Annotated in this window: 14 protein-coding genes; 13 read left to right on the top strand and 1 reads right to left on the bottom strand. The window is 56.8% G+C overall.

What is annotated here, in order from left to right; translation table 11 throughout:
- The first annotated feature begins 241 nt into the window (after positions 1 to 241).
- The 13 genes from rpoE to acpS all read left to right on the top strand — a co-directional run bounded on the left by rpoE (position 242) and on the right by acpS (position 11239).
- On the top strand, positions 242 to 817 hold the full coding sequence (rpoE, locus tag IEV54_RS00475; RefSeq protein WP_150277785.1) for an RNA polymerase sigma factor RpoE: 576 nt from the start codon (positions 242 to 244) through the stop codon (positions 815 to 817).
- 57 nt (positions 818 to 874) lie between these two features.
- Positions 875 to 1471, top strand: coding sequence for a sigma-E factor negative regulatory protein (locus IEV54_RS00480; RefSeq protein WP_150277784.1), 597 nt, complete (start codon positions 875 to 877; stop codon positions 1469 to 1471).
- Between the two features lie 48 nt (positions 1472 to 1519).
- Positions 1520 to 2464, top strand: a complete 945-nt coding sequence (locus IEV54_RS00485) for a MucB/RseB C-terminal domain-containing protein (protein WP_150277783.1) — start codon at positions 1520 to 1522, stop codon at positions 2462 to 2464.
- 62 nt (positions 2465 to 2526) lie between these two features.
- Entirely contained in the window at positions 2527 to 3000 is a 474-nt protein-coding gene (locus tag IEV54_RS00490; RefSeq protein ID WP_150277782.1) for a SoxR reducing system RseC family protein, read from the top strand.
- 25 nt (positions 3001 to 3025) lie between these two features.
- Entirely contained in the window at positions 3026 to 4450 is a 1425-nt protein-coding gene (locus tag IEV54_RS00495) for a DegQ family serine endoprotease (protein ID WP_373286413.1), read from the top strand.
- Between the two features lie 187 nt (positions 4451 to 4637).
- Positions 4638 to 6440 (top strand): translation elongation factor 4, encoded by a 1803-nt coding sequence (gene lepA, locus IEV54_RS00500; protein ID WP_150277780.1) that lies wholly within the window; start codon positions 4638 to 4640, stop codon positions 6438 to 6440.
- Between the two features lie 22 nt (positions 6441 to 6462).
- On the top strand, positions 6463 to 7341 hold the full coding sequence (gene lepB, locus IEV54_RS00505; RefSeq protein WP_150277779.1) for a signal peptidase I: 879 nt from the start codon (positions 6463 to 6465) through the stop codon (positions 7339 to 7341).
- A gap of 45 nt (positions 7342 to 7386) precedes the next feature.
- Positions 7387 to 7764 carry a DUF4845 domain-containing protein gene (locus IEV54_RS00510; protein ID WP_150277778.1) on the top strand — a complete coding sequence of 126 codons (378 nt, stop codon included), beginning with the start codon at positions 7387 to 7389 and terminating at the stop codon, positions 7762 to 7764.
- Positions 7761 to 8450 carry a ribonuclease III gene (gene rnc, locus IEV54_RS00515; protein WP_150277777.1) on the top strand — a complete coding sequence of 230 codons (690 nt, stop codon included), beginning with the start codon at positions 7761 to 7763 and terminating at the stop codon, positions 8448 to 8450. Before IEV54_RS00510 ends, rnc begins: the two co-directional genes overlap by 4 nt.
- Positions 8443 to 9345: a GTPase Era gene (era, locus tag IEV54_RS00520; RefSeq protein WP_150277776.1), complete on the top strand. Its 903-nt coding sequence runs from the start codon at positions 8443 to 8445 to the stop codon at positions 9343 to 9345. Before rnc ends, era begins: the two co-directional genes overlap by 8 nt.
- 24 nt (positions 9346 to 9369) lie before the next feature.
- Positions 9370 to 10095: a DNA repair protein RecO gene (gene recO / locus IEV54_RS00525; protein ID WP_223825445.1), complete on the top strand. Its 726-nt coding sequence runs from the start codon at positions 9370 to 9372 to the stop codon at positions 10093 to 10095.
- On the top strand, positions 10092 to 10835 hold the full coding sequence (gene pdxJ / locus IEV54_RS00530) for a pyridoxine 5'-phosphate synthase (protein ID WP_150277775.1): 744 nt from the start codon (positions 10092 to 10094) through the stop codon (positions 10833 to 10835). Before recO ends, pdxJ begins: the two co-directional genes overlap by 4 nt.
- A complete protein-coding gene (acpS, locus tag IEV54_RS00535) occupies positions 10832 to 11239 on the top strand; it encodes a holo-ACP synthase (protein WP_150277774.1) in 408 nt (135 codons plus the stop codon). The genes pdxJ and acpS overlap by 4 nt, the downstream gene beginning before the upstream one ends.
- Here the strand turns inward: acpS and IEV54_RS00540 are convergent.
- Complete coding sequence (locus IEV54_RS00540; protein ID WP_150277773.1) at positions 11218 to 14007, bottom strand: ATP-binding protein; 2790 nt, start codon at positions 14005 to 14007, stop codon at positions 11218 to 11220. The genes acpS and IEV54_RS00540 overlap by 22 nt on opposite strands.
- Positions 14008 to 14059 lie beyond the last annotated feature (52 nt).

A 14059-nucleotide genomic window follows, 5' to 3' on the forward strand; every position in this document is an offset into this window, starting at 1 on the left:
CCGGACGGAATGTATTGGCAACTAGTATATAGAAGGCGCGTACGCCACAATACAAACTTGCGCAGATGGCTTTACGGCATCATGTTGCCGAATAATGACAATATTTTACGGGCTTGGCGGAACTTTAGGTGTTTTCCAATGCTCATACAGCTGAGCCTGAAGAGGGGAGAACTTTTGCTTACATTGCTGGTCTATCACAGTAAGGCAGGGCTACAAGGCCCAGGCCGTCGGGAGCTGCCGCATGGCTGAGCAGACAGACCAGGAGTTGGTAGTCCGGGTTCAAGGCGGTGACAAGCGGGCGTTCGATCTGCTGGTACTCAAGTATCAGCACAAGATTCTGGCATTGGTCATGCGTTTTGTGCACGACAGCCATGAAGCGCAGGATGTGTCGCAGGAAGCCTTTGTAAAGGCGTACCGCGCCCTGGCCAATTTTCGCGGAGACAGCGCGTTTTATACCTGGCTGTACCGCATAGCGATCAATACGGCCAAGAATTATCTGGTAGCACGCGGACGCAGACCGCCCGATTCTGATATTGCGGCTGATGAAGCCGAGTATTACGAAGGAGATAGCGCTCTCAAGGATATTCATTCGCCGGAACGCGATTTGCTGCGTGATGAGGTTGAGCAGATGGTCAACAGGACCCTGCAGCAGCTGCCGGACGACTTGCGTACTGCCTTGACGCTACGCGAGTTCGAAGGTTTGAGTTACGAAGATATTGCCGCGGTAATGAGTTGCCCGGTTGGTACGGTACGTTCACGTATCTTCCGGGCCCGAGAGGCAATTGACAAAGCTCTCAAGCCCCTGCTCGAAGATTGAGCGGGCGCCGGGGGTCAAATGCAGCTAGCCCAAAGGGCCAAAAGCAGAGGTATAGCAATGAGCAGTGAATCCTTGAAGGAGTCTCTCTCCGCGCTTATGGACAACGAAGCGGATGAGCTTGAAGTACGCCGTGTTCTGAAAGCGTGCGGGGATGATTCGTCCTTGCGTAGCGACTGGGCACGATACCAGGCGGCGCGTGCATTGATGCACAAGGAACCCTGGCAGGGCAAGATTGATCTGTCCGAGGGCATCGCTGCTGCGATTGCCAATGATCCGGTACCTGCTCCGGCAACTGCCAAGACCTCGCGGATCTGGCAGAGTGTGGGCCGGTTTGCAGTGGCCGCATCCGTTACTGTTGCGGTTCTGGTGGGCGTGAACATGTTCCAGCAGGATGGGAGCTCGGGTAGTGAGGCAATGGTAGCCGATCAGACGCCGCCGGTTGCGTTACCCAGTGCCCCGGCTGCACAGCCGGGTGCGGTACTTGCGGGTTATTCGCAACCAGACGCAGATGAGCCGCCAGCGCAAGAGCCGCTCGCTGCGTGGCAAGAGCAGAAAATCGACACCTATCTGCGTCAGCATGCCGGCCAGGGAGATGGTCAGATCACCCCGCAATTATTGCCTAATGCCCGCGCAGCCAGTATGGAAGGGCGATAGGTGCAGGCGGCCGCGACTGCCAGTTACGGGTTGCGCAGCTGTCTCGTAGTGGGTTTGGTATCGACTGCGCTGCTATTTGCCGGCCCGCTGATGGCTGATGAAGCTGAAACGCTGTTGAAAAAGATGACCAGCGCAGCGCATGGGATGAGTTACCAGGGCGACTTTATCTATGAGCGCGCTGGTAGCTTCAGTACCCACAGAGTCTGGCGGCAGGCCAACGGCGAAGTCGTGGAACGCTTGCTGCGCACTGACGGTACGCCTCAGGAGTGGTTGCGCCGGAACGATGCATTGGAATGCACGAGCGCTCCGACCGCAGGTGCGGCGCCATCGGACAGGGCAATGCTGCCGGAACAAGCACCAACGCTTCAGCAGTGGTATTCATTGGAGGTGCTCGGTTCTGGCCGGGTTGCCAACCGAGCCGTCACTGTTTTATCAGTCCAGCCGCGCGATTCCTTCCGTTACGCCCACGAGCTCTACCTTGATGTCGACAGTGGTCTGCTGTTGCAGGCCTTGCTGGTCGACGAGAAGGGCGCGTTACTGGAGCGATTTCAATTTACCAATTTGCAGCTCGGTTCTGTTGATCCGAAAAATCTCTCAGCCGCCAGTACCTGTTTGGCGGTGAATGAAGAATCTGTAGTGACATCGCTGGCGAACGACCGCTGGTTGCCGGCCTGGGTCCCTCCTGGTTTTGCACCCATTAGGCGTGAGGCTCGCCAGTCAGCTGACAGTGACCTGCCAATCGTTACCCAGATTTTCACTGACGGTTTTGCCCGGTTTACCGTTTTTATCGAGCCTTTAGTTGACGGTCAGGTAGCAGCAGACCTTCTTGCCCAACTGGGGCCGACAATTGCTGTCAGTCGCAGGCTGGACACGCCAGGCGGGGCTTTCATGGCTACCGTTGTTGGCGAGATACCACCGGTTACAGCAGGTCGTATAGTCGCGTCCCTGTCACCTGATTTTGATTCCCAAGCGTTTATCGAGGCTAACCCTTGACAGATCGCGTGCCGATTGAGAATTTCTCATTACGTTTTTGCAGGCATTGCAGGTGACAAAGCGTGATTGAAGAGCGCGGTAGAATTCTGAGTCTGGAACCGGGCGCTGCCTGGGTCGAAACCATCCGGCGCAGCACGTGCAATAGCTGCCAGGCCCGGGCCGGGTGCGGCCAGGCATTGCTCGAGCGCCTGGGGTCCGGCGCGCGCCGTGGTTTTATCCGGGTGCTTTGCGACCAGCCTCTATCGATCGGTGACGAGGTCATCATAGGTCTTCCGGAGGATGCTGTTGTAAAGGCGTCAACCCTGATGTATATCCTGCCCCTGCTTGCAATGTTCATTTTCGCTGCGCTGACGGATCAGCTAGGAATGTCCGAACCCTGGATTATCCTCGCGGCGGCTTGCGGGCTTGCCAGCGGATTTGTCACAACAGGTTGGTGGGCGCAACGCGAACGTGGCAATCCGGCTTATCATGCTCGCGTACTACGACATTTGCCTGATGGATCAGCAGCGCCTTTGCTGGTCCGAGGCTCATTCTAGAAAGAGGCTCAATCATATGTATTCGATGAAGCGCTTGATGGCTGCGACAGCCGCCACAGCACTGCTTGGCTGGCAATCGCTGGGTCTGGCTCAGGGGCTCCCTGATTTTACTGATCTGGTGGAGGAAGTATCCCCCGCCGTAGTCAATATCAGCACCAGTCGTGCGGCCAGCCGATCGCCAGTGGCCGGTGGGCAGGGCATGCCCGATCTTGAGGGGTTGCCACCCATTTTCCGTGAGTTCTTCGAGCACGGTTTTCCTCAGGGTCCCCAGCAGCCAGGCCGGCAGCAACCCTCACCCCAATCACTGGGCTCTGGATTCATTCTTTCAGATGATGGTTATGTTCTGACAAATAATCACGTGATAGAAGGGGCCGACGAGATATTCGTGCGTTTGTCCGACCGCCGGGAAATGGTAGCCAAGCTGGTAGGTGCCGATCCGCGTTCGGATCTCGCGCTGCTGAAGATTGAGGCTGATGAAGATTTGCCTGCTGTTCGAATCGGCAAATCGTCGGATCTCAAGCCGGGTGAATGGGTTCTTGCGATTGGCTCGCCTTTTGGCTTTGATTATTCGGTAACGGCGGGAATTGTGAGCGCAAAAGGTCGGAGTCTGCCGACCGAGAACTATGTTCCTTTCATTCAGACTGACGTGGCCATCAATCCGGGTAATTCTGGCGGCCCGCTCTTGAATCTTGATGGGGAAGTAGTGGGTATCAACTCGCAGATCTTCACCCGGTCCGGCGGTTTCATGGGGCTCTCCTTTGCAATTCCGGCTGACGTTGCCATGGATGTGGTAGCGCAGTTGAAGAAAAACGGCACCGTGCAGCGCGGATGGTTGGGGGTTGTAGTCCAGGAAATAAACAAGGACCTGGCTGAGTCCTTTGGTCTGCCCAAGCCGGCAGGCGCGCTGGTGGCTCAGATCATGCCGGGCGGTCCGGCGGACGAGGGTGGCCTGCAGGTCGGCGATGTAATCCTGCAGTTCAACGGTCAGGAGATCAATATGTCCTCCGATCTGCCCCATGCTGTGGGTCGGGTGCGTCCGGGTGAAAAGGCCTCCGTTGTTGTTATGCGAGACAGAAAGCGCCGCACCCTGAATCTGGAAGTCGGTGCGCTGCCCGAGGATGATTCGATCGCAGCGGCAGCCGTGCCAAGCGAGCAGGCGCCATCCGCAGCGACTAACCGGCTTGGCGTTGTAGTAGCCGAGCTGACGCAGAAGCAGCGTGAGGCCATGGATGTGGCCGCAGGTATTGTTGTACGTGAGGTACGCCAGGGTCCGGCGGCGATGGTGGGGCTGAGGGCCGGTGATGTTATCACCAGCCTGGATAACAGACAGATCGAGTCGGTGGAGCAGTTCGAGGAAATAGCCGAGGCGTTACCCACAGATCGCTCGGTTTCCATGCGCGTGGTCCGCCAGGGCCGCGCCAGCTACATTACTTTCCGATTGGCCGAGTAGAAAGGCTTAATGTGCTGCTAATACGGCTTCCGCCTGGTCTTCCAGGCGGATGTCGGTTGTCCTGGGCGCCATAGCGTCCTTCTGCTTATTCGGGTACACTCGCGAGCTGATTTCGGGGGAGTCCCCCGTCTACTGCTTGGAGCTTCCTGGCTCCCAGTCTTGCAATCATGTCTGGATGATCCCCGTTGTGAGTGACCTTAGTTTAATTCGAAATTTTTCGATCATTGCCCATATTGACCATGGTAAATCGACTCTGGCGGACAGGTTTATTCAGATCTGTGGTGGTCTGGCCGATCGGGAGATGGCCGCACAGGTTCTTGATTCCATGGATCTCGAGCGTGAGCGGGGCATCACCATCAAGGCTCACAGCGTTACGCTGTATTACACCTCCGAGAAAGACGGCAAGACCTATCAGCTGAATTTCATTGATACGCCCGGTCACGTTGACTTTCATTACGAAGTCAGCCGGTCGCTGGCGGCCTGCGAAGGAGCTCTGCTGGTGGTTGATGCTGCCCAGGGTGTCGAGGCACAGTCAGTAGCCAACTGTTATACCGCCATTGAGCAGGGCCTAGAGGTCATGCCGGTGTTGAACAAGATCGATTTGCCCCAGGCTGAGCCTGAGCGGGTCATGGCCGAGATTGAAAGTGTCATCGGGATTGATGCAACAGACGCGGTCACCTGCAGCGCAAAAAGCGGTCTTGGTGTGATAGATGTACTGGAGCGCCTGATTCAGGTGATCCCGTCGCCGGTTGGCGAACTGGATTCTCCGCTGCAAGCGCTGATCATCGATTCCTGGTTTGACAATTACCTGGGTGTGGTTTCGCTGGTGCGGGTCAAGCATGGACGTATTCGCAAGGGTGACAAGGTGTTGGTCAAGTCGACCGGCAAAATCCACCAGGTGGACAGCGTTGGTGTATTCAATCCCAAGCACAGTGAAACCGCGGACCTGAAAGCGGGCGAGGTGGGATTCATTATTGCGGGGATCAAGGATATTCATGGTGCGCCGGTGGGCGACACTCTGACACTGTCCAACACACCTGACGTCGACATGTTGCCGGGCTTCAAGAAAGTCAAGCCGCAGGTGTATGCCGGGCTTTTCCCGGTGAGTTCAGAAGATTTTGAGGATTTTCGTGATGCGCTATCCAAGCTGACGCTGAACGATGCCTCCCTGCATTTCGAGCCTGAGAGTTCCGAAGCCCTGGGTTTCGGGTTTCGCTGTGGCTTTCTCGGCATGTTGCACATGGAGATCATCCAGGAGCGACTTGAGCGCGAATACGATCTTGACCTTATCACGACGGCTCCCACAGTCGTATTCGAGGTGGTCAAGAAAGACGGTAGCGTCATCTACGTTGACAACCCCTCGCATCTGCCCGATCCATCCATGATCGAGGAAATGCGCGAACCTATCGTTCGGGCGAATATTCTGGTCCCCCAGGATCACCTGGGCAGTGTAATTACGCTCTGTTCGGAGAAGCGCGGTATTCAGCATGACATGCTGTTTCTCGGTACACAGGTCCAGGTAATCTACGATCTGCCGATGAATGAAGTTGTTCTGGATTTTTTTGATCGCCTGAAATCGGTCAGCCGTGGCTATGCTTCGCTGGATTACGCCTTCGATCGTTTCCAGGTAGCCCGCCTGGTGCGCCTGGACGTATTGATCAACGCCGAAAAAGTAGATGCTCTGGCGCTGATCGTGCATCGGGACAACGCGGCCTACAAGGGTCGCCAACTGGTCGAGAAAATGCGCGAGCTGATACCCCGCCAGATGTTCGATGTGGCCATCCAGGCAGCAGTGGGCGGTCAGATCGTTGCGCGGTCGACTGTCAAGGCACTGCGCAAGAACGTGATTGCCAAGTGCTACGGCGGCGACGCCAGCCGGAAAAAGAAGCTGCTCGAGAAGCAGAAGGCCGGTAAGAAACGGATGAAGCAGGTCGGAAATGTGGAAATACCCCAGGAAGCCTTCCTTGCGGTATTGAAAGTAGACAGCTAGCAATAGCTAAACGGACGCGATTATGCATATCAATTTCCCGCTGCTACTGGTGCTCGCAGTCGTTATTACCGGTCTTTTAGCGCTGATCGATCTGGTCTGGCTTGGCCCGAAGCGGCGCAGGGCACGTGCCGTCTACGAGGCAAAGGTCGATGTAGCCGATCCGGTGGTGCTCGAGCGTATGGGCAAGGAGCCGCTGCTGGTTGAATATGGCAAGTCGTTTTTTCCCGTACTGCTCGTGGTTCTGGTGTTGCGCTCCTTTCTTGTGGAACCCTTTCAGATCCCCTCTGGATCCATGAAGCCAACGCTGGAAGTGGGCGATTTCATTCTGGTGAACAAGTTTGCCTATGGTATCCGTCTACCGGTTATCGACAGCAAGGTAATCGCCATAGGCGATCCCGAGCGTGGTGATGTGATGGTTTTTCGCTATCCCAACGACCCACGCATCAACTACATCAAACGCGTAGTAGGACTGCCTGGCGACCGCGTGAGCTACGCAGGCAAGGAATTGTTCATCAATGGCGAAAAGGTACCAACCAGTGTGGTTGAGGTGAAACTCGATGAAGACCTTCCCGCTGGTCATCCGATGCAGAACATTGCAGAGGTGCGGATTCTCGAGGAGCAGCTTGGCGAAGTCGAACATCACATCCGCGTCGAGCGTCTTGCCCGTACACCTGCTGCTCAGGAGTGGCTGGTGCCGCCCGGACACTATTTCATGATGGGGGACAACCGGGACAACTCCAATGATAGCCGTTACTGGAATGCGCCCGATATGCCAAGGGAGTTGTGGGGAATGGTCCCGGACAACTATATTGTAGGCAAGGCATTTGCCATCTGGATGCATTGGCCAGAGCCGAAACTGCGTAACCTGCCAAGTTTTTCAAGGGTTGCCCTGATACATTGATGGGCTGGAACTACAACACCAACAACGGACGTCACGAGGTTATTCATGCGCCACTCCCAGAAAGGCATGTCATTCTTTGGCTGGTTGGCCGTCATTGCGCTGATCATATTCGGTCTGGTCATCTCGATGAAGCTGATCCCCATATACCTGGACCATTTCGCTTTGCGGGACATGGTGACCAAGGTCAATGAAGATCCTACGATCAAGATCAATTCGATTCGGGAATTCAATAGCTACATCGACAAGGGTATGCAGATAAACAGCATACGCGATATCAACGCGCGTGAAGCGATCAAGGTTACTGCCAGCGGCGCCAACGCCTTTACTGTGCAGATAGCCTACGAAGTGCGCACGCCGGCACTGCAGAACGTGGACCTGTTGGTCCATTTTGATGAAACCCATATAGTCAGACCTATTAAGTGACAAACAAGTTAGACCGCCTTGAACGCAAGATTGGCTATAGCTTCAGCGATCCAGAACTGCTGAACCTGGCTCTTAGCCACCGTAGCCTGGGGGGCCGCAATAACGAGCGGCTGGAATTTCTCGGAGACTCAGTGCTCAATTTTGTAGCAGCAGAGGCGCTTTATCAGCGCTTCCCGCAGGCCCGTGAGGGCCAGCTTTCGCGCCTGAGAGCCCGTCTGGTCAAGGGTGTTACCCTGGCTGAACTGGCCAAGGGTTTCGAGCTTGGGGAGTATTTGCGACTGGGCTCGGGCGAGCTGAAAAGCGGAGGTTTCCGTCGCGAGTCGATTCTCGCTGACGCGACCGAGGCAATCATCGGAGCCATTTACCTCGAAAGTGGTCTTGAAGTAGCGCGCGAGCGGATACTGCATTGGCTGCAGGGCCATATCGATTGCCTGACACTGGTCGACAACAACAAGGACCCCAAAACCCGATTGCAGGAATACCTGCAGTCGCGGCATTGCGATCTGCCTCGCTACGAAGTCACCGAAAGCGGTGGCGAGGCGCACTGCAGAACCTTCAGGGTCGAGTGCCTCGTCAGCCCTCTGGAGAAAGCCACCTACGGTGTGGGCAACAGCCGCCGTCTGGCGGAACAGGTTGCCGCCCAAAAAGCCCTGATCGCCCTGGGCGTGGAGAAAGCAGATGAGTGATAGTACCTCCCGTTGTGGCTATGTGGCCATTGTAGGCCGGCCCAATGTGGGCAAGTCGACGTTGCTCAACCACATACTCGGGCAGAAACTCGCGATTACTTCGCGCAAGCCACAGACCACCCGGCATACCTTGTTGGGTATCAAGACAGAAGGCGAGACGCAGGCGATATATGTCGATACCCCCGGCCTGCATAAGGAAAACGAAAAGGCGCTGAATCGCTTCATGAACAAGAGCGCAACCCAGGCGTTGCGTGATGTCGATGTGGTGCTTTTCGTGGTTGATCGTACGCGCTGGACCGATGAGGACCAGATGGTGTTGGAAAAGGTTCGCTACGTTACTTGTCCGGTGCTGTTGGTGGTCAACAAGGTCGACCGTATGGACGACAAGCAGGAGTTGTTGCCACACCTGGAATGGCTCGCGCAACAATTGTCCAGCGCCGAAGTGGTTCCGGTTTCGGCGCTACAGGGTCGTAATATCGAGGAGCTGGAGAAGCTGGTTGCCGAGCGCCTGCCTGAGGGCGAGCACTTTTACCCGGAAGATCAACTGACTGACCGCAGCTCACGCTTTCTGGCCGCCGAACTGGTCCGTGAAAAAGTCATGCGTCAGCTCGGAGCGGAAATTCCCTACCAGGTAGCGGTGGAAATTGAGCAGTTCAAACAGGAAGGCAAGGTCCTGCATATTCATGCGCTGATCCTGGTCGAGCGTGAAGGCCAGAAAAAAATCATTATTGGCGACGGTGGCGACCGCATGAAAAAGATCGGCCAGGAAGCGCGCCTGGACATGCAGAAACTGTTTGGCAGCAAGATCATGCTCAATCTGTGGGTCAAGGTACGGCGCGGCTGGTCTGATGACGAGCGTGCGCTCACTTCCCTGGGTTATTATTTCGACAAGTAGTCACTCGTCGCCCTCGAGGTTGCAGTGCAATCAACCCTGACCCCGGCCTTTGTTCTGCATAGCCGCCCTTATAGAGACACCAGTGCACTGGTTGATCTTCTTACGCTGCATCAGGGGCTACAGCGGGTTGTCTGGCGTGGCGCAAGGAAGCCCCGCGGCGGCGTATCTCCACAACCTTTTGTGCCTTTGCTGGTAAGCCTAAGCGGGCGTGGTGAGCTGAAAACCCTGACTCAGGCCGAAGCTGCCGGTACCTATCTGCCGCTTCAGGGTGACTCGCTATTCAGTGGTTTGTATCTGAATGAGTTGTTGGTGCGAGTTCTGGCAGCTGGAGACCCGCAGACGCTGGTCTTTGCGGGCTATCAATCGGCCCTACAGGCGCTGGCTGGAACCACCTCCGTGGAACCGGTATTGCGCGAGTTCGAATGGCAACTGTTGGACGTTATGGGCTATGGTTTCAGCCTGACAGAAGACGCCAGCGGTGCTGCGATTGAAGCTGATGCTACCTATGTCTGGCAGGCCGAAGTAGGCTTGCTGCGCCTCGTTGATGCGCGCCCGGGAGATGGGCGGCCCGGGCTGCCCGGTATTGGGCTGTTGGCAATGGCGCGAGCTGACTGGGCGGCGCCCCAGGCGCTCAGGACGGCGAAAAATCTCATGCGACAGGCTTTGGCAATACATCTGGGCGGCCGGCCGCTGGTCAGTCGTCAACTGTTTTCATCCCCTAGCAGCACCCCCAGAGGAGACAGATCTTGAGCCATCCACAACGTGTACTTCTAGGCGTCAATATTGATCACGTGGCGACCTTGCGCCAGGCGCGGGGAACACGCTATCCCGACCCCGTCCAGGCTGCCATTGAAGCAGAGCAGGCCGGGGCAGACGGCATTACCTTGCATTTGAGAGAAGATCTTCGGCATATCCAGGAGCGTGATGTGCGCGTACTCAGGGATATTCTGCAAACCAGAATGAATCTGGAGATGGCGGTAACCAGTCAGATGCTGAAGTTTGCCGAGGAGATAAAGCCAGCCAACATCTGCCTGGTGCCCGAGCGTCGCGAGGAGCTGACTACCGAAGGTGGACTTGACGTGGCAGGTAATGGCGCGAAGATCCAGGAAGCGGTCGAGCGGATGTCGGCCATGGGTAGCGAGGTGTCCCTGTTTATCGATCCGGATTCGCAGCAGATCGAGGCAGCCAAGCGCGCTGGTGCACCGGTTATCGAGTTACACACCGGGCATTACGCGGACACCCATGGCAAGGAGCAGCAGGATGCGCTAGCCCGCTTGCGTGAGAGCTGTATCTACGCGCGCAAGCTGGGTCTGGTGGTCAATGCGGGGCACGGTCTGCATTACCACAACGTCGAGCCTATTGCGGCGTTGCCGGGAATCAACGAACTCAATATAGGGCATGCGATTATTGCCCGTGCGTTGTTTACCGGGCTGGCGACAGCGGTGTCAGATATGCGCGCGTTGATTCTCGGCGCATCGGGAAATAGATGATTCGGGGCATTGGTACCGATATGGTGCTGGTCGGGCGAATCGAGGCAGTACTCGGGCGCCAGGGGGATCGTTTTGCGCGGCGTATCCTGACTGATGCGGAGTGGCAGCGATACGCTGTGCATGGTCAGCCGGCGCGCTTCCTGGCCAAGCGCTTTGCCGCCAAGGAAGCCATTCTCAAAGCCCTGGGTACCGGCCTGGGCCAGGGAATGTCCTGGCACTGCATACAGATTGATCGCAACGCACTTGGCGCACCGGTCGTTGTGCTGAGCGGAGCTGCCCTTACCCGGCTTGACAGCGGCGGCGGAGGGAGCATGCTGCTCAGCCTCAGTGATGAACGGGAGCAGGCGCTGGCGTTTGCTGTATGGTCGGCCGATCCGGCGGCTCAGGCCGATTCGGTGGCATAGGCGGCCTGTAATCGGGTAATTGCCTCGATTAACTGACTGACCGCTACCTGATTGGGTAGGCCGCGCTTCAACAGCTCCTCCGCGCGCTGGCAGCAGGCGCGTAATTGCGGTACGCCGCAGTAGCGGCTGGCGCCATGGAGCTTGTGTATGACTTCCAGTAACTCCTCGTTTGCATTGCTGGTAATGTACCTCTCGATTCTGAGTCGCTCGTCCGGCAAACCCTCGATCAGCATGCGGAGCATGTCCTCTGCGAGATCTTCTTTTCCGGCAGCCAGGCGCAAGCCTTCTTTGCGGTCCAGAACCGCCAGCCGCTCACGATCTTCCAGGCGTCGGTTGGGCGGGCTTTCAAGTGCGTCAGCCGAGGCAGGCATCTCCAAGGCCACGCCCGTCCAGCGCTGCACACAATGGGCAAGCTGCTCAGGGCTGATAGGTTTGCTCATGTAATCGTTCATACCGCACTGCAGTAATTTGCGCTGTTCCTCTGCCAGGGCGTGGGCGGTCAATGCGATGACCGGTCGCGGCGCGTAGCCGGCCAGCTCCTCACGCATGCGCAATTCGGCCGTGGTGGCGGGGCCATCCATACCGGGCATCTGAACGTCCATGAAAATCAGGTCTACCGCTTCTGTGGCCAGTATGTCCAAGGCCTGTTCCCCACTCATTGCGGTAAGAACCTGTGCCCCCATCTGGCTCAGAAAGGTCGCGACCAGTTTCAGGTTGGCCTCGTTATCGTCTACGCACAGAATCGTGATTGATTGGCTCAGTGATATGGATCGCGCTGCGATGCTGACAGGCTCCGGTTTGAATAGTCGATTGATAGCGCGCAACAGCTTGCGAGTGCACAGAGGGCGAGAGAGTACCTGACATTCGCTGGCTGGCAGCTGATCCAGAGCGGGGTAATGTTCGGTAGTATCGATCAGCAGAACAGTCTTGCAGCCGCCGACCAGTGATCCACGTTTGAACAGTTCCAGCAAAACCTCGGGCTGATCTGTCGAGGCCGCGCTGCTCAGCAACATCAGGTCTATCGCTCGCTCGCTGTGGCTGCGAGCAATCATATCCTCTTCGAGGTAGGCGGGGTTTTCATAGACGCTAACCTCCAGGCCGAGGTCCTCCAGGCAGTGCAACAATGCCTGGCGACTCAACAGTAGTGGCTCTACCACCGCGGCCCGCAGGCCGGAAAAAGGCCTGTAAGGCAGGTCATCAGCCGCCTGACTGGACTTTTCCAGGCGCACTGTGAACCAGAATTCAGAGCCTTCACCCGGTTGGCTGTTGAGGCCGATCTCGCCCTGCATCTGTTCCACCAGGCGTTTGGCGATGGTTAGTCCCAGTCCGGTACCACCAGCCTGGCGGGAAATGGAATTGTCTGCCTGGCTGAACGCCTGGAACAGCATTTTTTGCTGGCTTGCGTTGAGACCGGTACCCGTGTCGGTAACACTGATTCGCAGCAGCGCATGGCTTTCGTCCTCATGCTCGAGCATCGTGCGGATACTCACCGAGCCGGTATGCGTGAACTTGATTGCATTGCTGATCAGGTTGGCCAGTACCTGCTTCAGGCGCAAGGCATCACCACACAGGCCCAGGGGGGTATCACGGTAGATGATACTGACCAACTCCAGATGCTTGTGGTGGGCAGCAGGCGCCAGCATTGTCAGTGTGTCCTGAATCAGATCGCGCAGGTTGAAGGGCAGGTTGTCGAGTATCAGCTTGCCTGCCTCGATTTTGGAAAAATCCAGAATCTCGTTGATTATCGCCAAAAGATTGTCCGCGGATGATCCTATCGTGCCCAGATATTCCTGTTGGCGGTTACTCAGCTCGGTGCGTTGCAGCAGGTGACTGAAGCCGATGATGCCGTTGAGCGGTGTACGCAGCTCATGACTCATGTTGGCAAGAAATTCGGACTTGATGCGGCTCGCCTCCAGGGCCGTCTTGCGCGCCATGTCCAGCTCTATATTCTGTACCTCGATGGTTTCCAGCGTTTGCCGCAGATCTTCGGTGGCCTGGTCGATATTCTGCTGCAACTCACCTTGTGCGCTTTGCAACGTTTCGGCCATGGCGTTGATACCCTTGGCCAGATCGTCCAGTTCACGGCTGTCCTGGCCTTCCAGACGCACATCGAGCTGGCCCCTGCTGATACGGCTTACCGCGTGATTGGCTCTGGCGATGGGATCGCTGATGCGCCGGCCAAGACTGCTGACCACCAGGCCGGTAAAGGTCAGCCCGACAAGCATAAGTACCAGTGTGTGAAGCAGGGTCTGATACTGGCGCAGGTGCAAATTGCCGTGACTGAGTTCGACCTCAAGCCAGCCAAGTAGAGCATCCGATTCGACCTCTACTGCGGCCTGACGATCAAGCAATTCGCTGGAAGCGATCAGCGGGAGAAGAAAACGACTGCTGTCGTCGCTGCGTCGGACCTGAAGACCGGTGCCCGCACCAAGGCTGTCCACCCCCAGGGTGCGCTCCGGCTGATGCATCTGCGGGCCGCTGTGCTCGAGTATGTTGCGGTCACTGTCATACAGGCTCACGGCGCGCACATCGGAGCGGTTTAGGGTGGCTGAGAGTCGATTTCTGACCTGTTCAGGCTCGCCATTCAGCAAGGCGACAGCCGCGGGGTCCTGCAGATGCTCGACGGTCATGAAGCCGCGTTCGAGCAATTGCTGGTTCAGGTCGGTGATTGCCTGCCAGCTGAAATAGCTGCCCAGGGCAAGAATCATTGCCCCCGTGGGTATCAGCGTCATCAGCAGGATGCGTGCTTTCAGGCCTATATCATTCATTGTGTATCCCTCACTCCGTTGCCGGTATCATAGGCCGCCTGAATGAAAAGCA

This window comes from Halopseudomonas salina (assembly GCF_014637955.1).
GTDB lineage: Bacteria > Pseudomonadota > Gammaproteobacteria > Pseudomonadales > Pseudomonadaceae > Halopseudomonas > Halopseudomonas salina.